The following is a 23,100-nucleotide window of genomic DNA, read 5'->3' as shown; positions in this document are numbered from 1 at the left end:
GGCCGCCGGGCCGGGCCGGCGGCCCGGCCCGGTCCAACGGCGTCTAACGGCCGGGGTCGGGGAGCAGCCCCCGGTTGAGCGCCACCGCGGTGGCGAGCGTCCGGTTGGAGCAGTTGAGCTTGGCGAGGATGTTGGCGACGTGCCGCTTGGCCCCGTGCTCGGAGATGCCGAGGCGGCGGGCGATCTGCTTGTTGCTGAGCCCCTCCGCCATCAGGGCGAGGGCCTGCTGCTCGCGCGAACTCAGCGGCGAGTCGACGGGGTCGTTCTCCGGGCAGGGATCGTCGTCGGGGACGGGCGTCCCCTCGAGGTCCTCCTCGTCGCGGATGCGGGACAGGAGCCGCCGGGCCAGCGGGCCGGGCATCGGCATGAGGCCGCTGCCGAGGTCCGCCAGGGCACTCCTGAGCGAGGTGTGGGTCAGGTCCGTCTCCAGCAGCAGGCCGTCGACCGGCAGGGCCGCGGCCTCCGCGAGCGAGGCGTCGCACACGCCACGCAGGACCAGCAGGACGTGCGCGTCGTGCTCGGCCGCGACCGTGGCCAGCTTCTCGGTCGCGTGCGCCTTGCCGGACGGGGCGAGCAGCAGGACGTCCGGCCTCTCTGACTGCAGCAGCTCGAGGGCGCGGTCGAGGTCGCCCGCCTCGTACGTTCTCTCCACCGTGTCAACGGTCGCGAGCATGGTGCACAGCCCGCAGCGGAGCACCTCACTGCCCATGGCGACCAGAACGGCCCGGCCTAAAGGATCGAGTCGTTGTGAGCTCATGTTCATCCCGCCGTCGCGTCGGACAACCGCAGTTCCACTACTTCAAGAGGGCTCCAATACCCTGAAAAACGCGGCATCCACCTGTATTTCAAGAAAGTTCGTTATAAAGATCCACAGCCATCCTGACCAGAGGAATTTCCGGCCGGCCGCCGAGTGGATCCCTTCCCGGGCGCGGCGGGTCAGATGACTGGCGGTCGCCCGTGGTCAGCGTGCCCGCGCCTTCGGTGCCGCTCCCCGGAGGCCGTCTTCGTACCGGCTCCCCGCCGGCTCCTTGCGCCGGGTCGTTTGCCGCTTTCCTTCCGCCCGCAAATTACTCGGATCACCCGGATCACCCGGATCCCCTATTACCTGCCTACCCTGCTTTTCCCATATCTTCAACGTCGGAAATGTCCGGTTATATGCGTCTTCGCAGATCACGGGGCCATCTCGGCGCGTTATATTTCCAACTTAGGGTACCCTTGCCTAATCAGATTTCCTGGTCTACCGTCGGAACCGGACTCCGGAACCGCACAGCCCTGATGATCACCGTGACGCGAAGGCGGCGAACCACGTGAGGATCCTGACCCGGAGCGACCTGGCCAGAGTCGAAATCGTCCCCTCCGAGGTGGTCTCGGTCGTGGAGGAGTCGTATCGGGCCCTGGCCTCCGGGCTGTCGGTCAATCCGAGCAGGCTGACGGTCAAGCCACCCGACGGGCACTCGGTGGGCCACACCCTGGTGGGGCGCGACGGCACTCGCGAGGTCGTCGCCTTCGAGACCTCCTACCGGTTCTATCCGCGGCGCGAGCACCAGTACACGACCCTGTCGCTCTACGACGACGAGAGCGGGCTCCCCGTCGCGCTGATGGACTGCGCCAGGATCGGGACCATGCGGGCCCCGGCGGTGTCCGCGCTCATCGCCCGCGAGTGCGCCGCCCCCGGCAGCCGCAGCGCCCTGGTGATCGGTACGGGCGTCCAGGGGCGGCAGGCCCTGCCCTACCTGATGGCCACCATGCCCGGCCTGGAACGGCTCATGGTCTACGGCACCCACCCCGACGGGCTGCGCGCGGTGCGGGAGGCCGTGCCCGGCGAGGAGGTGGAGATCGTCGAGGACCTGCGGGCCGCGGCCGGCGAGGCCGACGTGGTGCTCGCCGCCGCCGGGCCCAAGACCCCCGCGGCGATCGAGGCCGGCTGGCTGCGGCCCGGGGCGCTGTGCGTGCTGGTCGGGTACGGGCTGGCCTCCTCGACCCTGCACCGGGCCGACCGGGTGCTCGCCACCAGCGCCGCCCGGATGGCGGTCACCGGCACCGACCTCGCCGACGCGCGCGGCAGGCTCCGCCCGGTGGACGTCGAGCTGCCCGAGGTGCTCGCCGGATCCGCCGGAGCACGGCTCGACGCCGGCGAGCGGATCTTCGCGTACAACAGCGGGCTCTCCGTCACCGACATCGCGCTCGGCCACCACCTCGCCCAGAAGGCCACGGCGCGCGAGCTGGGGCAGGTGATCGACCTGTGGCGTTGAGGACGCCGGCCTCTCGCGCACCCGAGATGTCGGCCGGCCGCGCACCCGTGTCACCCTGCCCCGGGCAGGGGTCCCCCGTGTCCGCCCCACGCCCTCCGGCCCGCCCCGCGCCGGGGTCACGCCATCTCGCGCTCCCTGCCGGTGACGACCTCGCTGGTGACCCGGCGGTCGACGACGTTCAGGGGGCCGAGGCCTGACAGGACCGTGAGGATCTCGTCCACCAGCCCGGGGGGAGCGGACCTCGCGCCGGTGAGGGCGACGGTGCCGGCCTCCCGCAGCAGGCTCGGGCAGAGGTCGGCGACGCCGGTGACGACCCGCGAAAGGACGCCGGAGTCACCGGCGAGCCCGATGACGTGACGGGCGTCGGGACAGCCGGGTCCCGCGGCGACCAGCAGGAGATCCCCGGCGGCGGCGACGGCGGCGACGGCGGCCGCCCGGTCGGAGGCGTGGTAGCAGAAGTCGTCGGGGTCGGGGCCGCGCAATCCGGGGAAGCGGGCGCGCAGGGCCGCGACGACGGGGCGGGCGTGCTCGACGGGGATGCCGGGCTGGATGAGGTAGGAGACCGCCATGGGGTCGGCGGGCCGCAGCCGCGCCACGTCGGCCACCGTCTCCACCAGAACGGTCGTCTGCGGGGCCTGGCCGAGGATGCCCGGGACGACGGCGTCGCCGGGCCTGCCGATCACGACGGTGAGGTCACCGCGCTCGGTGAACCGCGCCACCTCGGCGTGGGCGGCGGACACCAGGGGGCAGGTGGCGTCGACGACGGCCAGCCCCCTGGCCGCGGCCTCGGCCCGCAGGGCCCGCGGCACACCGTGGGCGGGGAGGACGACGACGGCGTGCTCGGGGAGCGTGTCGAGGCCGGTGACCGTACCGACGCCCGCGCGGGCCAGTTCCCCCGCGTGGTGGGGGACGTCGGCGACGGGACCGTAGGCGAACACGGGCCCGCCTCCGGCCCCGCCCCGGGTGACGCCCAGGGCGGCCTCCAGGGCGCCTCGGACTCCGGGGCAGAGCGGCCGGGTGCCGGCCAGCAGCGCGCGGCGGCTGCGCATGACGTCACTCCATCGCCGCACCTCCTGACAAGCCGCCTCCACCGCGGCGCGGTCATCGGGGTGGGCGGCTGCCGCGAGCCCGGTGACACGGCCGTGACGGTCGATACAGGAGACGGCGAACAGGTGGCCGTCGCCGGGGAAGGTGTCATCGGCCCGCCCGGTCGCCGGCGCGTACCGCGGGCCGTCCCGCCGGGTGCCCGAACGGGGCTCCGGGTCAGTGTCCGGAAGGATGTCCGGAAGGACGTCCGGAAGGACGTCCGGAAGGACGTCCCGCCGGGCGGCCGGGCGGGTCTCCGGACGGGCGGTCAGCGGCGCGTAGCGCACGCGCAGCCCCCTGCGGGTGAGTGCCGCCCCCAGGACCGGCGCGGCGGGACACTCGACGAATCCCCTGCCGGGGTGGTCGAAGACGGGAGCGACGACCACTTCCCCGCCGGCGACGCCCTGGCAGGCGAAACGCTCCCGGATCTTACTCCTGTTCATATTCTCGTCCCCGATCGTCAAGGAAACCGAGCCCACGGCGGCGGATTCGGAGCGGGTTTCCGAGACCCGCCAGATATCGTTTCCCTGCCCGCAAATGGATACACGACCCAGTGCGCGAAAATATCAAGGCAATCACCACCTGCGCCTTTTTTATGACAATACTTTATGGGTGATTAGGGCCGCCGATCCGGCGGATATCCCTTCGTCACCGCGGGCCGGGCCCGGCCCGCCAGACGGTTCCCTCAGATGGCCATGGCCCGCTGCAGCACCGCCCTGGCGAGGGCGTTGCGCTGGTAGGGGCGCAGCCTCGCCTTGAGCGTGGACAGGGCGGCGCGGGTCCGCCCGCTGCGAAGGTGGGGATAGTCGTCGAGGAAGGCGTGCCAGGTGAGCGCGGCCTGTTCCAGGTGCCCCTGGTCGAGGTGCAGCGCGGCCAGGGTCGCGGAGGTGAGCGCGCGGGCACGGCGCTCGGTGGCCGGCCGGTGCCGTATGGAGGCGGCCAGGGCGTCGGCGGCGGCGGGCCTGTCGTCCAGCGCGGTCAGCACCGCGGCGTGCTGGTGGGCGAGGGACGCCTGGTGGTAGGCGCCCACCGTGTCGGCGGGGGCGCCCGTCGTGGCGACGGCGCGGTCGAGGTGGTGCTCGGCCGCCCGCAGGTGGCGGAGGGCGGCGCGCCGGACGCCCTCCGCCGCCGCCGCGACGGCGGCCTGTCCGCGCAGGAAGGCGTGGGTGCCCGGCTCGATCGCCGCGGGGGCGCTGGTCAGGGCCGCCTCGGCCAGGTCGAGGGCCTGGCCGTGGTGCCCCAGGGTGTGGGCCTGCACCGACAGTGCCCGCAGGGTGACCGCGTACCCGGCCGCGTCGCCGTTCTCGGCGGCGAGTCTCAGCGCCGCCCGGTAGTAGCTCTGGGCGACCCCGTGGAGCTGCTCGTCGAAGCACATGAAGCCACACAGGTACGTCAGCTCGGTGGCGATCGACAGCATCCTGCGGCGCGTCCCGGCGCTCATCCGGGCCCGCAGCCACGGCACGACGTCCACCGCGAGGTATCCCGACAGCGCCCGCCGCGCCTGGCCACCGCCGAAGGCCGTGTCCGTCTGCGAGAACACCTGGGCCATCGCCTCCGCCGCCTCCACCTGCGGTGTTCCCACCTCCGGCGCCCGCCTGCGGCCCGAGCCCGCGGTGGCCGCCGCCGCGGCGGCGTCGGCCCAGCCGGGCACCGACAGCGCGGCCAGGCTGTAGACGCAGTCTTCCAGCATCCGCCGCCTGCCCAGGCACACCCCGGTGTGCAGCTCCACCAGCCGGGTCACGGGATCCTCGTCCCGCCAGTCCTCTCCCGCGGTCCTCGGGGCGTCGCGGGGGGGCCGGCCCGGGTCCGCCAGGCCGACCGCGGCGATCTCCAGCGGGCGTCCGAGACGGCGCGACAGCGCCTCGGCCACCAGATGCGGCACGGGCGGGCGCGGGCGCATGCCCGCCAGCCAGTGGGCGACCGCCGCCCGCCCGTAGCGCAGCGCCACTCCCGCCTCGGCGCCGAGCCCGTTGACCTCGTCGGCCAGCTGCTGCCCGGTCCACCGGGCCTCTGTCAGCAACGCCCGTAATCGGACGTTGGGTCGGTGTCCTGTGCCCATCCGTTTTCTCTCACCGGCCTCGTCGGCGATATTCCTCCCTCCCCTGATTTTTCAAATTTAAATTTCACCTACCAGCGATCCTCGCCGTTATCACGAAGGCGGCGATCGCGTCACGGACGTCGCCATGAAACACCTTCCGCAAATGAAACCGATCGCCCGGCGCCGAGGGGTTCCGGGATATCGCGGCGGCGGTCGTACTGGAAGTGGGGGAAGCGGACCGCTTTCTTCACGGCGCACGGCGGCACGCCCCCTTTCGCGGCCGCCCGGCACCAAGGAGAAACCAAGGAGAACCGGAAGAGAGGTGAAGTGCGGTGACGACAGCACCGGTGCTCGGCTCCCTCGCCGGCACCACGCGATCGGCGGGCCGGGTCCTGACCGCCGCACGGGAGCTGGTCGAGCCGGCCCACCGTGCCGCGGTGGACCGGCTGCCGCAGGAGATCCGCCACGTCGCCGGCTACCACGTGGGCTGGTGGGACGCCGACGGCCGCCCCTGCGACAGCGGCGGCAAGTCGGTCAGGCCCGCGCTGGTGCTCGCGTCGGCGTGGGCGGTCGGCGGCGAGAACCCGCGGGTCTCCGAAATGGCGATCCCCGCGGCGGTCGCGGTGGAGCTGGTCCACGACTTCTCGCTGCTGCACGACGACATCATGGACGGCGACCTCACCCGAAGGCACCGGCCGGCCGCGTGGACCGTCTTCGGGACCGGCGAGACCATCCTGGTCGGGGACGTACTGCTGGCCCTCTCCCTGGACCTGCTCGCCACCAGCCCCGGCCTGCGGGTGATGACCGGCTCGCTGCTGCGGCTGTGCTCGGGGCAGAGCGCCGACCTGGCTTTCGAGACGCGGACCGACGTCACCCTTTCCCAGTGCGTTCAGATGGCGATGGGCAAGACCGGGGCGCTGCTGGGCTGCGCCTGCGAGCTCGGCGCGCTGGCCGGCGGCGCGGATCACGCCCGCGCCCGGCTGTTCGGGCAGTTCGGGCGCCACCTCGGCCTGGCCTTCCAGCTGGCGGACGACCTCCTGGGGATCTGGGGAGATCCCGAGGTCACCGGCAAGCCCGTCTTCTCCGACCTGGCCAACCGCAAGAAGTCCCTGCCGGTGGTCGCCGCCCTCACCTCGGGCACCGCCGCGGGCGAGCGGCTGGCCTCGCTCTACCACCGCGACCGCGAACTGGACGAGCGCGACCTGGCCCGCGCCGCCGACCTGGTCGAGGCCGCCGGCGCCCGCGCCTGGGCCCGGCGGGAGGCCGAGGCCAACCTCGGTGCCGCGCTGGACCGCCTGCGCGAGGCCGCCCCCGCCCCCGGCCCGGCCGAGGACCTTCGCCTCCTGGCCCACATGATCACTCGGCGGGACCACTGACGCGCCCACCTCCCGGGCTCGGACCCGGGTTCTCCACGCTGGAGGTATTCGATGACGACACGGACCACAGGCGACCTGTCCGCGGGCCCGCCCTCACGGGCGGGCGAGCCCGGCGGCGAGGAGGCGCGAAAGGTGCTGCTGGCCTCCCCCCGGTCGCTGTGCGCGGGTGTCGAGCGGGCGATCGAGACCGTGGAACGTGTGCTGGCCGACCGCGGCGCCCCCGTCTACGTGCGCAAGCAGATCGTGCACAACGTCCACGTGGTCGACGACCTGCGGCGGCGCGGCGCGGTCTTCGTCGAGGAACTCGACGAGGTCCCGCCGGGGGCGACGGTGGTGTTCTCCGCCCACGGCGTCTCACCGGCCGTACGGGAGCAGGCCGCCGCCAGGGGGCTGCGGGTGATCGACGCGACCTGCCCGCTGGTCACCAAGGTGCACGCCGAGGCGCGCCGCTTCGCCGCCCGCGGCGACACCGTCGTGCTGATCGGGCACGCCGGGCACGAGGAGGTGGAGGGCACCATGGGCGAGGCGCCGGAGCGGACCGTGCTGGTCCAGACCCCCGCCGAGGCCGCCGCGCTGGAGGTCGAGGACCCCGGCCGGGTGTCCTACCTGACCCAGACCACCCTGGCCGTCGACGAGACCGACGAGGTGGTCGAGGCGCTACGCGCCCGCTTCCCCGCGCTGGCCGGACCGGGCAGCGACGACATCTGCTACGCCACGACGAACAGGCAGCGGGCGGTCTCCGAGGTCGCCGCCGGCGCCGACCTGGTACTCGTCATCGGCTCCGCCAACTCCTCGAACTCGGTGCGGCTGGTCGAGCTCGCCCGGCGCCGGGGCGTCGCGGCGCACCTGATCGACGACGTCGGCGACATCAGGCCCGAGTGGCTCCGCGACGCCCGTGCCGTCGGCGTGAGCGCGGGCGCCTCGGCCCCGCACCACCTGGTGGAGGAGGTCGTCGACTTCCTACGCGGGCTGGGGCCGATCCAGGTCGCCGAGCACCGCCACACCATCGAGACCGTCCGTTTCGCCGCTCCGAAGGAAGTGCGCACGTCATGAGCGCTGACACCGCCGCAACCGGCTTCCACGCCGCCACGGTCACCGTCCCCGACACCCCCGGGCCCCCGCGGGCCGGTGCCGCCCCCGGTGGCACGGCCGGTGGCGCGGCGGCCGTGGACGGTCTGCTGGAACGGATCGGGGATCCCGGTGACCTGCGGCGCCTGCCGTCCGCCAGGCTGCCCGCGCTGGCCGGTGAGATCCGCCGTTTCCTGGTGGACAAGGTCAGCGCGACGGGCGGCCACCTGGGCTCCAACCTGGGGGCGGTGGAGCTGAGCATCGCGCTGCACCGGGTCTTCGCCTCCCCCCAGGACACGATCGTGTTCGACACCGGCCACCAGGCCTACGTTCACAAGATCCTCACCGGCCGCCGGGACGACTTCGACGGGCTGCGCCAACCCGGGGGTCTGTCGGGGTACCCGAGCCGGGCCGAGTCGGTCCACGACGTCGTCGAGAACTCGCACGCCTCGACCGCCCTGTCCTACGCCGACGGGCTGGCGAAGTCCGTCCGGCTCAGCGGCCGCGCCGACCGGCACGTGGTGGCGGTGATCGGGGACGGCGCGCTGACCGGGGGGCTCGCGCTCGAGGCGGTCAACAACCTGGGCGCCGCGCCGGGACTGCCGGTCATCGTCGTGATCAACGACAACGGCCGCTCCTACGCCAGGACCGCCGGCGGGCTCGCCGCCCACCTCGCCGCCCTGCGCCGCTCCCGCCCCGGCCCCCCGGACCCGGAGTCGCGCGGCGACTGCGAGGAACCCCGCCGGACCCCCCGCGAGGCCGGGGAGACCCGGGAGACCGGGAACACCGCGGAGACCCGGGACGCCGGGGATGGCCAGGACGCCGCGGAGACCCGGGACGCCGGGGATGGCCAGGACGCCGGGGAGGGCCGGGACGCCCCGCGGCCGGCCGGGACCAACGTCTTCGAGGCCCTGGGACTCTCCTACCTCGGCCCCGTCGACGGCCACGACATCGACGCCCTGGAGGGAGCACTGCTGCGGGCCCGCGCCCTGGGCCGTCCCGTGGTGGTGCACGCGGTCACGGTCAAGGGGAAGGGGTACGGTCCCGCGGAGGACGACGAGGCCGACCGGATGCACGGCATCGGGGTGCTGGACCCGGCCACCGGCCGCCCGCCGGCCACGGCCGCCGCGACGCCGCCCTCGTGGACGTCGGTGTTCGCCAAGGAGATCACCGCGATAGGCGCCGAGCGACCGGCCGTGATCGCGATCACGGCGGCGATGCCCGGCCCGACCGGGCTGGCGGCGTTCGCGGCCAGGTTCCCCGACCGCTTCGTGGACGTCGGCATCGCCGAGCAGCACGCGGTCACCTGCGCCGCCGGGCTCGCCATGAACGGCATGCACCCCGTCGTGGCGATGTACGCGACCTTCTGCAACCGGGCCTTCGACCAGGCGCTGATGGACGTCGCCCTGCACCGGTTGCCCGTCACGCTGGTCCTGGACCGGGCGGGGATAACCGGCCCCGACGGGCCGAGCCACCACGGCATGTGGGACCTGGTGCTGCTCGGGATGATCCCGGGGCTGCGGATCGCCGCGCCCCGCGACGCGACCCGGTTGCGCGAGGCGCTCCACGAGGCCGTCGGCTTCGACGGCGGGCCGACCGCGATCCGCTATCCGAAGGCCAGTGTCGGCCCCGACATCGTGGCGCTGCGGCGGCTCGGCGGGGCGGGCGGGGTCGACGTGCTGGCGGAGAACGGCGACCGCGTGCTGCTCGTGGCCGTCGGCTCGCTGGCGGGCCCGTGCGTGGCGGCCGCCGCGCAGCTGCGCCACCACGGCGTCGGCGCCACGGTCGTGGACCCGCGGTGGGTGGACCCGGTCCATCCGGCGCTGGTGGAGCTGGCCGCCTCGCACGGCCTGGTGGTCACCGTCGAGGACGGCCTGCGCACCGGTGGCGTCGGCGCGGCGGTCGCCACCGCGTGCGCCGACGCCGACCTGGACACGCCGGTCCGCGCCCTCGGCCTGCCCAGGGAGTTCATCGGGCACGGCGACCGCGCCCACCTGCTGGCCGCCGCCGGCCTGGACCACGGCTCCATCACCGCCTCGGTGCTCCGCGCCGTCCACGCCCCCACCCGTCCCGCCACCGCCGGGCCGGGCGCGGTGGCCGGCGCGGCCTCCCGGCCGAAGTCACCGCCGAGGTCACAGGCCATGCCACAGGCCGTGCCACAGCCCACGTCACAGGCCACGTCGAAGCCGAAGTCCCAGCGGAGGTCACAGCCGATCGGAGGCCGCCGATGAGCGCTCCCGTACTCGTGGGCATGCCCGGCGTCGGCGCCCCCGCCGAGGCTCCGCCGGCGCCCGCCCCTGCGGAGCCCGCCGTCCTGGCGCCGCGCCGGGCCACCCGCCGCCTGCGGGTGGGCGACGTCGAGGTGGGCGGGGACGCCCCGGTGTCGGTGCAGTCGATGACCACCACCGTCACCGCCGACGTCGGCGCGACGCTCCAGCAGATCGCCGAGCTGACCGCCGCGGGCTGCCAGATCGTCCGCGTCGCCGTCCCCTCCCAGGACGACGCCGACGCGCTGCCGGCCATCGCCAGGCAGTCCACCATCCCGGTGGTCGCCGACATTCACTTCCAGCCCAGGTACGTCTTCAGCGCCATCGACGCGGGATGCGCCGCGGTGCGGGTCAACCCCGGAAACATCAGGGCGTTCGACGACAAGGTCCGTGAGATCGCCCGCGCCGCCTCCGGCGCGGGCATCCCGATCAGGATCGGGGTGAACGCCGGGTCGCTCGACGGGCGGCTGCTGGCCAAGTACGGCAGGGCCACCCCCGAGGCGCTCGTCGAGTCCGCCCTGTGGGAGTGCTCGCTGTTCGAGGAGCACGGTTTCGGCGACATCAAGATCTCCGTCAAGCACCACGACCCGCTCACGATGGTCGCCGCGTACCGGCTGCTGGCCGCTTCCTGCGACTACCCGCTGCACCTCGGCGTCACCGAGGCGGGTCCCGCGCTCCAGGGCACCGTCAAGTCCGCCGTCGCCTTCGGCGTCCTGCTCGCCGAGGGCATCGGGGACACCGTCCGCGTCTCCCTGTCGGCCCCTCCGGTGGAAGAGGTCAAGGCGGCGATCCAGATCCTGCAGTCCCTCGGCCTGCGGCCCCGGCGGCTGGAGATCGTCTCCTGCCCGTCCTGCGGCCGCGCCCAGGTCGACGTGTACCGGCTCACCGAACGGGTCGCCGCCGCCTTCGACGGCTTCCCCCTTCCCCTGCGGGTGGCCGTCATGGGCTGCGTGGTCAACGGCCCCGGCGAGGCCCGCGAGGCCGACCTCGGCGTGGCGAGCGGCAACGGCAAGGGCCAGATCTTCGTACGCGGCGCCGTCGTCGCCACCGTCCCCGAGTCGCAGATCGTGGAGGCGCTCCTGGAGGAGGCGACGCGCCTGGCCGAGGAGGCCGAACAGGACGAGACGGGCGACGGCCCTGAGCACACCACCCCCGGGAGGAACGGATGAGCACCACCGGCACGATGCCCACCGTCGACGCCGCCCCTCGCGCCCTGCTCGCCGAGACGGCCATGGATCCGATGGGCCAGGTCACCGCGTCGGTCTACGAGACCGCCCGGCTGGTGGCCTCGGCGCCGTGGCTGGCGGGCCACCGGCAGCGGATCGAGTTCCTCGTCCGGGGCCAGAACCCGGACGGAACCTGGGGAGGGCCCGGCGCGTACGTGCTGGTCCCCACCCTGAGCGCGGTGGAGGCCCTGCTCACCGTGATGGGCGCGGATCCGCCCGGCGAGCCGCCCGCCCGGCTCGACGGCGGCGTCGTGACCGCGACGCGGCGCGGCCTGGACGCGCTGTTCGCCCGGCTCGGCCCCGGGGCCGGGGAGAGCGCCCTGCCCGACACCATCGGCGCGGAGTTCCTCATTCCCTGGCTGGTCGGCGAGGTCAACCGGCATCTGGACGCGCTGGCGGAACATTCCCTCACCGGGCTGGACGCCTGGCGGGGATCGGGCCGCCTGGGCACGCCCGACGGGTGGAGCGCGGCGCCCCTCGACCTGCTGCGCCACGTCGCCGAGCGGGGCGAGGCGCTGCCCGCGAAGGTCTGGCACTCGCTGGAGGCGCTGGGACCGGCCGCCGTCCGCGCCCCGCAGGTGCGGGTCGTCGGCGGGGCCGTGGGGTGCTCACCGGCCGCCACCGCGGCCTGGCTGGGACCGAAGGACGACGGCGAGCCGGCCTCGGACCGGCGTTCCGCGATCCTCTACCTGCGCGCCGTGCAGGACAGGCACGGCGGCCCCGTCCCCGGCGTGACGCCGATCGACGTCTTCGAGCGGGCCTGGGTGCTCGCGGCGCTGGCCGAGGCCTTCCCCTCCCTGACGCCGCCGCCCGAGCTGGGCGACAGCCTGGAGGCCGTCCTCGGCGACCTCGGGGCGCCCGCGGGCGCGGGCCTGCCCCCCGACTCCGACGACACCGCCGGGGTGCTCCACGCCCTGAGGCTCATCGGCCGCCCGCGCTCCACCGAATGCCTGTGGACCTACGAGAGCGACACCTACTTCCGCTGCTTCGCGGGCGAGCGCACCCCCTCCACCAGCACCAACGCCCACATCCTGACGGCCTTCGGGGACCAGGCCGGCGACGGCGCCGCCCCACCGAAACAGGCCCGCCTCCGGCAGGCGATCACCAAGATCTCCCACTGGCTGTGCGGGGAGCAACGCCCCGACGGCAGCTGGCTCGACAAGTGGCACGCCTCCCCGTACTACGCCACCGTGTGCTGCGTCTCGGCGCTCGCGCGGCACGGCGACGCCATGTGCGCCCCGGCGCTGCGCGCGGCCGTGGGATGGGTGCTCGACACCCAGCGGCCCGACGGATCGTGGGGGCTGTGGTCCGGGACGTGCGAGGAGACGGCGTACGCCATGCAGACCCTGCTGAGGGCCTCGCGCCACGACGACGCGGTGAGCCGCGCGGTGCTGCGCGGCGACGCCTTCCTGGCCGGGCACGGCGACCACCGGGAGCACCCGCCCCTGTGGCACGACAAGGACCTCTACGCCCCCGTCGCGGTCGTGCGGGCAGAGGCACTGGCCGCGCGGGCCCTGGCCCGCACCCGCTTCCCCGGAGAGTGGCGATGAGCGCCGTGCCCGTTTCCCGGGAAGCCGTTTCCCGGGAAACGGCTTCCGGGAAAACGGCGGTGAGCCCCGCGGCGGCCCTTCGGGGAACGGCGGCGGGCCCCACCGGGATCGGCGGTCCCGGCGCCTCGCCGGCCGGTCCGGAGGTGGCACCGTGAGCCTGAACAAGTACCGTTTCGCCCTGCGCACCCGGTCGTTCCTGGACGCCCACGCCGCGGACCGCACCGGCATGGTCGAGCTCAGCCCGGCGCCGGACCGGCAGCTGCTGGTATGGAACCCGGAGGCGGTCGGGGAGATCTTCCGCTCCGAGCGGCGGATGGTCCTGGAGGGCAGCGACACGCTGGGACCGCTGGTCGGGAGGCACTCCATGCTGTTCGCCAACGGGCAGCGACACGCGGCGTACCGCAAGGTGGTCGGCACGGCGCTGCGCGGGCACCGGCTGGCCGCCTACCGCGGCGTCATCGCCGAGACGACCGACTCCGCCCTCGGCTCACTCGCCCCGGGCACGACGTTCTCCCTGCCCGAGTGGACCCGCGCGCTGACCCTCCGGATCATCGGCAGGATCGTCCTCGGCCACGCCGAGGACGAGACGCTCGGCCCGTTCACGAAGTGGGTGGAGTACACGCTCGGATCACGGGTCCGCACCCTGGCCTACCGGCACCTGCGCGGCCTCGGCCCCCTGCCCTCGCCGTGGCGGACCTTCCAGCGGGACAGGGCCGAGATCGTCGGCGACCTCCTGCGGGCCTCACGGTCCGGGGGATCCCGGCAGGGGCACGAGCCCTGCGGAAAGCCCGCGGAAAGGACCGGGGCAAGGACCGGCGAACCACCGGCGATCGCCGGCCTGCTGACCTCGGGGGAGGAACCCCTCGGCCCGATGGGCGACGAGGAACTCTCCGACCAGCTGATCTCCCTGCTGTTCGCGGGCCACGAGACGACCGCGTCCGCGATCGCCTGGACCCTGTTCTGGCTGCACCGCGACGAGCACGTCCGCCACGACGTGCTGGCGGAACTGGAGGCGACCACCAACGACGGCTCCACCACCGAGGCCGTACCCCTGCTGAACGCGGTGTGCCAGGAGGCGCTGCGGATCTCCCCTCCCGCCACGGTCGCCGGCAACCGGATGCTCACCTCGGACTGGCGGCTGCTCGACCGGTCCGAGCCCGCGGGCACCCGCCTCACGCCGTGCATCGCCCTCGCCCACCGCAGCCCCGAGATCTACCCGGATCCTGGGCGCTTCGACCCCGGGCGGTTCCTGGGCACCCCCCGGCACGCCCAGGAGTACCTTCCCTTCGGCGGCGGGACCCGCCGCTGCCTCGGCGCGAACCTGGCCATGCTGGAGATGCGGATGGTCGTCGCGGCGGTGCTGCGCCGGCACGACCTGCGCTGCCTCAATCCCGAAGCCGCCGTGCCGCACCTGCGCGGGCCCGCCATGGGACCGGGACCGCTCAGAATGGCGGTCGGCGGCTGCCCCATGCGGGCGGGACGGCCGCGCCCCGCCCCACCGGCCGGTGAGAGCGAGGTGCGGGCATGACCGGGACGACCACGCCGGTCCGGCCGATGACCCGGGGGCGGGCGGCGCTCCGCATCCACCGGCTCGAATATCCCTTCCCCGCCGTGTACGCCTGCCACGTGCTGTGGGGCGCCTGCTTCGCGATGACCTCCCCCGGGCAGCTGCTCGCCGTTCCTGTGCTGGTCACGCTGCTGGCCAACCTGCTCGGCATCATCTCGCAGAACCCGCTGAACGCGGCGCTGGACGTCCGCGCGGACACCAGCACACAGGGCAAGGGTGACATCGCCGACGCGACGCGACTGCTCGGCCCGCGCACCGCCTTCCGGTGGGCCGCCGCGGAGATGACCCTCGCGCTGGGGCTGTCGGCAGCGGTCTCGGTGTGGCTCGCCCGCCCCGCCGTGGTGATCGGCGTGGCGCTGGCGATCGTCCTGCACCTGCTCTACAACCTCGAACCCGTCCGGTTGAAGAGCAGGGGCTACGCCAACCCGGCCTACTTCGGCCTGACCTTCGCCCTGCTGCCCTGCGTGTCGACGTACTCGGCGATCCGCCCGGACATCCCTGTGCCGGTCTGGCTGGTGTTCGCCGGTCTGGCGGTATTGCTCTTCGGGCGCTCGCTGTGGTGGTCGATCCCCGACCGGACCGGGGACGCCGTCGCGGGCGACCGCCCGCCGGCCGTGCGGCACGGCGCCCGCGTCGCGCTGCTGGTGGCCTGCGCGGGTACGGCGACGGCGCTGGCACTGATCGGCTGGGGGCTGCTGTGGCTCTACGGACCCGCCTGGGCGCTGCTGGGCGTCGCCGCCTGCGGCGCCTTCCTCGTCGACAAGCTGGGCCTGCTGCGCGGCATCTCCGACGAGAACCTCCCCGACGAGACGTCGATGCGAAGGCGCAGCCTGTCGCTGGTCCTCGCGGCCGACCTGCTGCTGGTGGTGATCCCCGTCATCCTCGTCATCGCCCGGTGAGCACCTCCCTCACCCCTTGACCGCGCCCACGAGCCCGTTGACGAAGTAGCGCTGCAGAAGGAGGAAGAGCGCGATGACCGGGATGACGATGATCAGCGACGCGGCCATGACCTCGTTGTAGTGCGGCACGTCGCCCGACAGCAGGGTCTCCAGGCCGAGCGGCAGCGTGTAGAGGGAGGGGTCGTTGAGAGACACCCGCGTGAGGACGTACTCGTTCCAGGTCGGCACCGCGGTCAGCACGGCGACCGTGATGAGGGTGGGCCGGGCGAGCGGCAGGTAGACCGACCAGAAGATCCGGAACTCCCGCGCACCGTCCGCGCGGGCGGCCTCGCGCAGCTCCCGGGGGATCCCGCTGAAACCATTGGTGAGCAGCAGCACCGTCAGCGGGGCGGTGCCGTTGACGAACGGCAGGACCAGGCCCAGGTGCGAGCCCAGGATGCCGAGGTTCTTCTCCAGGATCACCACGGGGAGCAGCACCGTGATGCCCGGCACGAACAGCAGCGAGACGAAGAACCAGAAGAGCGCCTTCCTGCCGGGGAAGTCCAGCACCGCGAAGGCGTACGAGGCGAGGCTGTAGACCACCAGCACCCCGGCGACGGTCATCGCGGTGACCTGGAGGCTGTTGAGGAAGTAGTCGAAGAAGTGCAGGCGGCTCCACGTGGCCACCAGCGTGTCCAGGGTGGGGTCGGCCGGGATGAGGTTGCCGCCCCGCAGGATCTCCTCCCTGGTCTTGAACGCTCCCGACAGCATCCACAGGAACGGGTACAGGCTGATGAGCGCGTACGCCACCAGGGCGGTGCGGGCGACGGTCCGCACGATGCGCGATCCGATCATCGAATCCTCCTGAGCAGCCGCGCGTTGACCAGGGTCAGCAACAGGGCACCGGCGAAGAGCAGCCAGCCCAGCGCGCTGGCCATCCCCAGGGTCTGGGCGAGGCCCTTCATGAACGAGAGCCGGTAGACCTGCAGGCCGAGCACGTCGGTGTGCCCGCCGGGCCCGCCGTTCGTGACGATCAGGAAGATCTGGAAGCCGTGCAGCGCGTCCCGCACGCCGAGCAGCACGATGGCCGCGGTGAGGGGCGTCAGCAGCGGCCAGACGATCCGGCGCATCACCTGGCGAGGCGCGGCCCCGTCGATCTGGGCCGCCTCGATCACGTTGGGGTCGATGGCCTGCAGCCCGCTGAGGTAGAGCAGGGTGGCGACGGGAACGCTCGACCAGACCAGCACCAGGATCAGCGTGGGGAGCGCGGTGTCCGGGTTGCCGAGGAAGCCCTGCGGCTGCGACAGGCCGCCCAGACCGAGGGACCGCAGCAGGACGTTGACCGCCCCGTCGGGCTCCAGCACGTAGCGCCAGGCGTAGTAGACCGCGATGCCGGTGGTGACGTAGGGCAGGAAGTACACCGAGCGGAGCACCCCGCGCAGCCGCCGGACGGAGTTCAGCGCGACCGCGAGCGGGAGCGAGACGGCCACCGTGAGCGCCGGGACGGCCACCATGACCTGGAAGGTGTTCCAGGCCGCCCGGCGCAGCTCGGGGGCGAGCGCCGGGTCGGCGTACAGCAGGTCGAGGTAGTTCTGGAGGCCGACCCACTTCCACTCGGGGGTGAACCCGTTCCACTTGGCGAAGCTCAGCGCGAAGCCGGTGCCGATGGTGTAGACGCCCATCAGCAGGAACAGCGCCACCGCGGGCAGGACGAAGGCCCACCCGGTCAGCCACCGCCCCCAGCGGCTCCGGCCGCGGCTTCGGTCACGACGGGGCGACTCCGCGGGGAGCCGCCCGGCGCGATCCTCGGTGGTGAGGGTGCTCACTTGGTGGACTTCCACATGGAGCCCATGATCTTGTCCATCTCCGGCCCGGCCTGCTGCGGGGTGACCTCCTTGAGCGGCGTCAGCCTGACCATCAGGTTCCCGGGCTTGACCTGGTCGTAGTCGGAGGGGAAGAAGGTGGTGTCACCGGCCTCGTAGGTGGCCTCCGGGGCGCCGGTGAAGTACTTCTGCAGCGACGCGAGGTCGGGCCCGAGCAGGGTCTCCGCCTCTGTGCCGAGGTCGGTCGCCGGCAGGTCGAGCGAGGTCTTGGCGACGATGCCCGCGCCCTTGGGCGAGGTCACGAAGTCCAGCCACTTGACCGCCGCCTCCCGGTTCTTGCTGGTGGCGGTGACGCCGAGGGAGGTGAGCGCCAGCGGCGCCATCACGATCTCCTTGTTGAGCCCTTCCGAGGACGGCGGGATCGGGAAGGCGAGCACCTTGTCGGGGGTCATCCCGTTCTGCGCGAGGAACGCCAGGGTGAAGGTGCCGCCGATGTTGAAGGCGGACTTGCCCTGCGCGAAGGCGACGTCCGCCTCGTCGATGCCGAGCGACGTCGTCCCGGGCATCCAGTACGGGGTGAGCTCGCTGTACAGCTCGAGCGTCTTGATCCCGTCGGGCGAGCCGAAGCCCTGCGTGGTGTCCTTGGCGAACAGCGCGTGGAACCTCTCCTTGCCCAGGTAGGAGTGGGCCAGCGGCTGGTAGGCCCAGTTGAAGCCGGTCTGGGTGACCTTCAGGCCGAGGGAGAGGCCGCCCTGCTTGGGGTCCTCGTCCGTGGTCGCCTTGAGCGCGGCGAGGAAGTCCTCCCACGTCTTCGGCGGCGTGTCCGGGTCGAGCCCGGCGGCCTTCAGCTTCTCCTTGTTCGCGTAGACGATGCCGAACGCGCCGGCCGTGAACGGCACGCTGAACAGGGTGCCCGCCTTGATCTGCTTGAACGGCGAGTCGTTGGCCGCGAGGTCGATCCGCTTCTGCGTCATCAGCCCGGCCTCGCGGGTGGTCGGCAGCAGCCGCTGCCTCCAGGCGTCGGAGACGTCGGCGGCCAGGTCGACCAGGAGGCCCGAGGAGCCGACCTCCAGGTCCTCGCCGCCCGCGTGCAGCTCCAGCACGTCCGGCAGGTCGCCGGTCTGCGCGGAGCTCTGCACCTTGCTGACGAACACGTCGTCGGGAGTGATCGCCTCGATGGTGACGGCGATGCCCGTCTCGGTCTTGAACTGCTCGGCGGCCTTGGCCAGGGCGTCGGCGTGGGTCCGCTTGAACGTCCACATCTTCAGCGTCTGGCCGGCGGCCGCCTGCCCGCCGCCCTGGTCACCGCTTTGGCCACCGCTCTGCCCTCCGCCCGCGCAGGCGGCCGCGGTGAGACCCACCGCGAGCGCCAGACCGGCGGCGAGAACCCGCTTGCCTGCCTTCATGTCGCTTCCTTCCCCACTGCTGCGGTGCGTGCGGCACGGTCCGCACATGACGGTCCGGTGCTCCCGCGTCTGGCGGGCTCCGGCACCCGGCGGGCGCGGTCAGGTGATCGGTGTGGGCCGGTTGGCATCGGCATCGTCACTTCCTCGGGGGGTCGCGGAGGATGAGTCCGGGCTCTCGCCCGTGCCCCGGGGGGATCCGGATCACGGGGCGACATCCGCGCAAATCGTTAAGATTGGTTCCGAAACTTACACGCAACACAGCGCGTGTCAAGGGTCACGCCGGGGCGGAGGAGGGACGGCGGCACACGCGGCGGAGCGTTCAGGCCGACCGGCGGCGGACCAGCCTGGCCGGGATGACCGTCTCGGCGGAGGGCTGCGCGGTCCCGCCCCGCAGCCGTTCCAGCAGGCGACGGGCGCACGCCTGACCGATCTCCCTGGCCGGGTTGGCCATGGTGGTCAGTCCCGGCGAGACGAGGCTCGCCGCCTCGATGTCGTCGAACCCCATGACGGCCAGGTCCGCGGGAACGCGCAGCCCCCGCTCCTCGGCCGTGTCGAGCGCGCCGATGGCCATGATGTCGTTGGCGCACAGCACGGCGTCCGGAGGTTCGGGCAGGTCGAGCAGGCGGGCGGTGCCCGAGGACCCGCCCGCCCGGCTGAAGTGCGTGTGCGCCACGAGCCGGGGATCGGCGTCCGCGCCGGCGGCCAGCAGCGCGGAACGGTAGCCCGCGACGCGCTCGGCCGCGGGCCCCTCCGCGTGCGGGCCGCAGACGAAGCCGATCCTGCGGTAGCCGCGTTCCAGCAGGTAGCGGGTGGCCTCGGCGGCCCCGCCCTCGTCGTCGCTGTGCACGACGTCGACACCGGCCTGGACCAGGCGGCCCCCGAGCCGCACGACGGGGATGCCCGCCCCGATGACGGGCAGCAGGTCCTCGGCGTGCGTGTGGAAGACCGCGAAGGCGAGGCCGTCCACCTGCCGGGCGATCATCTGCTCGATGGCGGCGCGCTCCAGCTCCCGGTCGCCGTCGGTGTTGCTGATGATCTCGTCGTAGCCCGCCGGTCCCAGCACGTCCTGGAGCCCGCGCGCCAGCGCCGGGTAGAAGGGGTTGGTGATGTCCGGGATGATCAGCCCGATCGTCTGGCTCCTGCTCGTGCGTAGCCCGCGGGCGAGGACGTTGGGCCGGTACCCTAGCTGGTCGATCGCGGCCAGCACGCGCCGCCGCGTCTCGTCGGCCACCGGGCGGCGCCCGTTCAGCGCGTGCGACACCGTGGTCGCACTCACCCCCGCGAGCTGCGCCACCCTGGTGATGCTGGGACGGTCACCGCGGACCGGCCCGCGAACGTCCAGGCCCGCGGCGCCGGCCTCCCCGCCTCCGGCCCCAGCGCGCCCCTCCGCCCCCTGACCTTCCCGTGCTTCCCGTGCTTCCCGCGCCTGCCGTGCCTGCCGCGCTCCCTGCGCGGGCTCATCCGCCGGGGGCCGCGCCGCCCCGGCGGGCGGGACCTTCCGCGGGCCGCCACGCGCGAGGTCCCGCGGCTCCTGGCCTGGCAGGTCACGGTCGAGCGGATCACGGTCCGGCAGGTCACGGAGCGGGTCACGGCCGGACGGATCGCGGGAGAGGAGGTCGAGTGCCGCGTCCAGCTCGCGGCGCCCGAGGTCCGCGGCGTCCTCGAAGGCGGCACCGGCGGCGATCCTGAGCAGGGTGGACTCCCAGACCTCGCGGACGGCGGCCAGGACGAGCGCGGCCACGACCCCGGCCCCGAGGCCTCCTCCCGCGCCGGGGCCTCCCGCGCCGAGGCCGTCCGCTCCCGCGCCGGACTCGATCGCCTCGCGCAGCGCGTGCTCCTGTCCCGCGAACATCTCCCGGGAGTACGACCGCAGCGCCGGGCTGTCCCGGTAGATCCGCGCGTGGACGGCGACCGTCCCGGCATCGGCCGCGTCGGCCGCGTCGCCTGCGTCGCCTGTGCCCCTCCCCGCGTCGGGCGAGGTCCGGGCCATGACGCGGCGGATCGCGTCGACGGGCCGCTCCCCCGCCGCGCGCTCCCGCAGCGCCAGCTCGGGAGCGGGCCACCCGAGCGGATCCGCCTCGAAGAAGATCTGCTCCTTGACCGGGAAGTGGTTGAAGACCGTCTTGGTCGAGACGTCGGCCATCGCCGCTATCTCGGCCACCGTCACGGCCTCGAAGCCGCGCTCGGCGAACAGGCGGCGTGCCGTGCCCGCGATGGCACGCCGCGTCTCCCCTTTCCTCCGCTCACGCCGCGTGGGGGGTCGCTCCTCGGAGGGTGCCGGGACCATGGGCAGATCTTACATCGACACACTCCTTACACCCACTATAAGTTTCTCAGGGCGGCTCGATGCCGCCGTCGGGCCGGCGCACCCGGGCCGACCAGCGCTCGTGGAGGTGCTCCAGCGGCGGGTACTTCGCCGCCAGCGCCTCGTCCAGGTCGATCCCCCAGCCGGGCGCGTCGTTCGGGTAGAGGTATCCGTCGACGGGACCGATCGTGCCGGGGAAGACCTCGTGGACGGCCTCGGGATACAGGTGCCCCTCCTGGATCTGGAAGGCGGGGGTGGTCACGTCGAGCGCCACGTTGGCGGCGGCGCCCACCGGCGAGACGTCCGCGGGCGAGTGCCAGGCGGTGCCCACGCCGGTCAGCTCGCAGAGCGCGACCAGCTTGCGCGCGGGGGTGAGCCCGCCCACCGACGAGACGTGCAGCCGCAGCAGGTCGACGCCGCCCTCGCGGACGATCCTGGCCGCGTCGGCGACGGAGCTGAGCTGCTCGCCCGCCGCGATGGGCATCGGGGCGGCCTCGCGGACCTCGGGCAGGCGGTCGTAGAACTCCGGCGCTATCGGATCCTCCAGGAAGAAGAGCCGGTACGGTTCGAGCGCCCGCGCGAGAGCGATCGCCTGCTTGGGAGTGAGCCGGGAGTGCACGTCGTGCATCAGGCCCGGCTCCTCCCCCAGCTCCCGGCGGGCGCGCTCGAACAGCTTCGGGGTGTCGCGCAGGTAGCGCTGCACGTCCCACCCGTCGGGGTACGGGGAGCCGGGGTAGCCGCCCGGCGAGCCCGGCGAGCCGTAGTGGCCGAGCCCGGGCGCGCCCGTCTGGAGCCGCACGTGGCGGTACCCGGACGCCAGGATCGCCTGGGCCTCCTCGATCGTCTCCTCCACGGTGGCCGCGCCCGCGTGCAGGTAGGTGTCGGCCGCGGCGCGCACCCGGCCGCCGAGGAGCTCGTACACAGGCATGCCCGCGCGCTTGCCCGCGATGTCCCAGAGCGCCTGGTCCACCCCCGACAGGGCGCTGTTCAGGACCGGGCCGCCCCTCCAGTAGGAGGAGAAGTGCACCATCCTGGTGATGTCCTCGATGTCGGCGGGGTGGCGGCCGATCAGAAGGGGGCCGACGTGGTGCTCCACCGCGGCGGCCACGGCGTGGAAGCGCTGGGTGAAGGTCGCGCAGCCCAGGCCGTACAGGCCGGGGTCGCTGGTGTCGACCCGGACCACCACGAGGGGCATGCCCTCGGGGGCGGTGACGATCGGCCGGACCCCCGTGACGCGGAGGGCGTCCCTGGCGGGCCAGGGTGCCTGGGTCTCTGGCATGGGAAGGGATGTCACGCGGCCTCCGCGGCGTCCGGTACGGGAAGGGTGGTCACGCGGTCTCCGCCGCGTCCGGCACCGGGAAGGGGTACCGGACGGTGAGGCCGAGCAGGCGCCTGGCCTCCCCCAGGTCGACGGGGACGGCCCTGCCCGGCAGCGGGACCCGCCGCTCGACTCCGGGGTGGAAGCGGTCGAGCAGTTCCTCGGTGGGCTGCGGGGCCAGCGTGTCCTCGGCCGTCACGAAGATCGCGCGGTAGCCCTCGATCGGCCGAGTGAGCGCCTGCCAGGTGGCGAGGGCGGCGTCCCTGCCGTCGAGGTAGGTCCACAGCTCGGCGGCGCCGGAGCCGGGGTCCTCCGCGTACTCCCGCGCACGCTTGTCGAGCTTGTCGCCCGGCCCGCCGAGCAGGGGGAAGCGCAGCGCGACGACCGTCATGCCGTAGCGGCGCGCCATCATCGCCGCGGTCGCCTCGTCGGCCTGCTTCGACAGCCCGTACGGGTCCTCGACCTGCAGGGGCAGCGCCTCGTCGATCGGGAGGTAGGCCGGGTGCAGCGGGCGCGAGGCCCAGGGGAAGCCGAGCACGGAGTAACTGCTCGCGATGGCGGCCCGCCGCACCCCCGCCTGGCCCGCCTCCTCCAGGACCACGAAGGTCGCCCGGGTGTTGCCGCAGAAGACCTCCTCGGGCGTGCCGAGGACCGGGGCCGGGATCGCGGCGAAGTGCGCGACGGCGTCCACGCCGTCGAGCGCGTCGCGCACCGTCGCCGGGTCTCCCACGTCCCCGACGACCACCCGTCCCGCCACCGGCCCGCCCGGTTCGCGGAGGTCGAGGGCGGTGACGGCCACGCCCCGGCGCGCGAGCAGGTCGAGCATGAGCCGCCCCAGCCTGCCCGCGGCCCCTGTCACCAGGACCCGCCCGGGAACCTCACTCATGCGTCACCACCTGCGGTCGGGAAGGACGCACTGGTGTCGCAAATCGATTTGTAC

At 73.5% G+C, this 23,100-nt stretch carries 17 protein-coding genes; 8 read left to right on the top strand and 9 right to left on the bottom strand.

What is annotated here, in order from left to right; translation table 11 throughout:
• Window positions 1-43: 43 nt before the first annotated feature.
• On the bottom strand, window positions 44-757 hold the full coding sequence (locus ACTOQ2_RS28370) for a response regulator transcription factor (protein WP_440103623.1): 714 nt from the start codon (window positions 755-757) through the stop codon (window positions 44-46).
• Window positions 758-1,307: 550 nt separating this feature from the next.
• Here ACTOQ2_RS28370 and ACTOQ2_RS28365 point away from each other — a divergent pair.
• Window positions 1,308-2,252 carry an ornithine cyclodeaminase family protein gene (locus tag ACTOQ2_RS28365; RefSeq protein WP_440103622.1) on the top strand — a complete coding sequence of 315 codons (945 nt, stop codon included), beginning with the start codon at window positions 1,308-1,310 and terminating at the stop codon, window positions 2,250-2,252.
• Between the two features lie 116 nt (window positions 2,253-2,368).
• Here ACTOQ2_RS28365 and ACTOQ2_RS28360 read toward each other — a convergent pair whose 3' ends face one another.
• Both ACTOQ2_RS28360 and ACTOQ2_RS28355 read right to left on the bottom strand, forming a co-directional pair.
• Window positions 2,369-3,781: a 4-hydroxy-3-methylbut-2-enyl diphosphate reductase gene (locus ACTOQ2_RS28360; protein WP_440103620.1), complete on the bottom strand. Its 1,413-nt coding sequence runs from the start codon at window positions 3,779-3,781 to the stop codon at window positions 2,369-2,371.
• 242 nt (window positions 3,782-4,023) lie between these two features.
• Window positions 4,024-5,358, bottom strand: a complete 1,335-nt coding sequence (locus tag ACTOQ2_RS28355; protein ID WP_440103618.1) for a tetratricopeptide repeat protein — start codon at window positions 5,356-5,358, stop codon at window positions 4,024-4,026.
• Window positions 5,359-5,708: 350 nt separating this feature from the next.
• On the opposite strand from ACTOQ2_RS28355, the gene ACTOQ2_RS28350 reads away from it, so the two are divergent.
• The 7 genes from ACTOQ2_RS28350 to ACTOQ2_RS28320 all read left to right on the top strand — a co-directional run bounded on the left by ACTOQ2_RS28350 (window position 5,709) and on the right by ACTOQ2_RS28320 (window position 15,329).
• On the top strand, window positions 5,709-6,752 hold the full coding sequence (locus tag ACTOQ2_RS28350; protein WP_440103616.1) for a polyprenyl synthetase family protein: 1,044 nt from the start codon (window positions 5,709-5,711) through the stop codon (window positions 6,750-6,752).
• Window positions 6,753-6,803: 51 nt separating this feature from the next.
• Window positions 6,804-7,805: a 4-hydroxy-3-methylbut-2-enyl diphosphate reductase gene (gene ispH, locus ACTOQ2_RS28345; protein WP_440103614.1), complete on the top strand. Its 1,002-nt coding sequence runs from the start codon at window positions 6,804-6,806 to the stop codon at window positions 7,803-7,805.
• Window positions 7,802-10,051, top strand: a complete 2,250-nt coding sequence (locus ACTOQ2_RS28340; protein ID WP_440103613.1) for a 1-deoxy-D-xylulose-5-phosphate synthase — start codon at window positions 7,802-7,804, stop codon at window positions 10,049-10,051. The genes ispH and ACTOQ2_RS28340 overlap by 4 nt, the downstream gene beginning before the upstream one ends.
• A 20-nt stretch (window positions 10,052-10,071) precedes the next feature.
• Window positions 10,072-11,256, top strand: coding sequence for a flavodoxin-dependent (E)-4-hydroxy-3-methylbut-2-enyl-diphosphate synthase (gene ispG / locus ACTOQ2_RS28335; protein ID WP_440103733.1), 1,185 nt, complete (start codon window positions 10,072-10,074; stop codon window positions 11,254-11,256).
• Window positions 11,253-12,863, top strand: coding sequence for a prenyltransferase/squalene oxidase repeat-containing protein (locus tag ACTOQ2_RS28330; RefSeq protein WP_440103611.1), 1,611 nt, complete (start codon window positions 11,253-11,255; stop codon window positions 12,861-12,863). The genes ispG and ACTOQ2_RS28330 overlap by 4 nt, the downstream gene beginning before the upstream one ends.
• Window positions 12,864-13,014: 151 nt before the next feature.
• On the top strand, window positions 13,015-14,391 hold the full coding sequence (locus tag ACTOQ2_RS28325) for a cytochrome P450 (protein WP_440103609.1): 1,377 nt from the start codon (window positions 13,015-13,017) through the stop codon (window positions 14,389-14,391).
• On the top strand, window positions 14,388-15,329 hold the full coding sequence (locus ACTOQ2_RS28320; RefSeq protein WP_440103607.1) for a UbiA prenyltransferase family protein: 942 nt from the start codon (window positions 14,388-14,390) through the stop codon (window positions 15,327-15,329). Before ACTOQ2_RS28325 ends, ACTOQ2_RS28320 begins: the two co-directional genes overlap by 4 nt.
• 9 nt (window positions 15,330-15,338) lie before the next feature.
• Here ACTOQ2_RS28320 and ACTOQ2_RS28315 read toward each other — a convergent pair whose 3' ends face one another.
• The 6 genes from ACTOQ2_RS28315 to ACTOQ2_RS28290 all read right to left on the bottom strand — a co-directional run bounded on the left by ACTOQ2_RS28315 (window position 15,339) and on the right by ACTOQ2_RS28290 (window position 23,046).
• Complete coding sequence (locus tag ACTOQ2_RS28315) at window positions 15,339-16,163, bottom strand: carbohydrate ABC transporter permease (RefSeq protein ID WP_440103605.1); 825 nt, start codon at window positions 16,161-16,163, stop codon at window positions 15,339-15,341.
• Window positions 16,160-17,134 carry a carbohydrate ABC transporter permease gene (locus ACTOQ2_RS28310; RefSeq protein ID WP_440103603.1) on the bottom strand — a complete coding sequence of 325 codons (975 nt, stop codon included), beginning with the start codon at window positions 17,132-17,134 and terminating at the stop codon, window positions 16,160-16,162. Before ACTOQ2_RS28310 ends, ACTOQ2_RS28315 begins: the two co-directional genes overlap by 4 nt.
• Window positions 17,131-18,537, bottom strand: coding sequence for an ABC transporter substrate-binding protein (locus tag ACTOQ2_RS28305; protein ID WP_440103601.1), 1,407 nt, complete (start codon window positions 18,535-18,537; stop codon window positions 17,131-17,133). Before ACTOQ2_RS28305 ends, ACTOQ2_RS28310 begins: the two co-directional genes overlap by 4 nt.
• A 319-nt stretch (window positions 18,538-18,856) precedes the next feature.
• Window positions 18,857-20,824 carry a substrate-binding domain-containing protein gene (locus ACTOQ2_RS28300; RefSeq protein WP_440103600.1) on the bottom strand — a complete coding sequence of 656 codons (1,968 nt, stop codon included), beginning with the start codon at window positions 20,822-20,824 and terminating at the stop codon, window positions 18,857-18,859.
• 46 nt (window positions 20,825-20,870) lie between these two features.
• A complete protein-coding gene (locus tag ACTOQ2_RS28295) occupies window positions 20,871-22,121 on the bottom strand; it encodes an enolase C-terminal domain-like protein (RefSeq protein ID WP_440103598.1) in 1,251 nt (416 codons plus the stop codon).
• A 49-nt stretch (window positions 22,122-22,170) separates the two neighbouring features.
• Entirely contained in the window at window positions 22,171-23,046 is an 876-nt protein-coding gene (locus ACTOQ2_RS28290; RefSeq protein WP_440103596.1) for an NAD-dependent epimerase/dehydratase family protein, read from the bottom strand.
• Window positions 23,047-23,100: the final 54 nt, after the last annotated feature.

The organism is Streptosporangium sp. H16, assembly GCF_051918855.1.
In the GTDB taxonomy this organism is placed as follows: domain Bacteria; phylum Actinomycetota; class Actinomycetes; order Streptosporangiales; family Streptosporangiaceae; genus Streptosporangium.
Note: the sequence above shows the minus strand (reverse complement) of the source record. Positions and strands in the feature narration are given on the sequence as shown.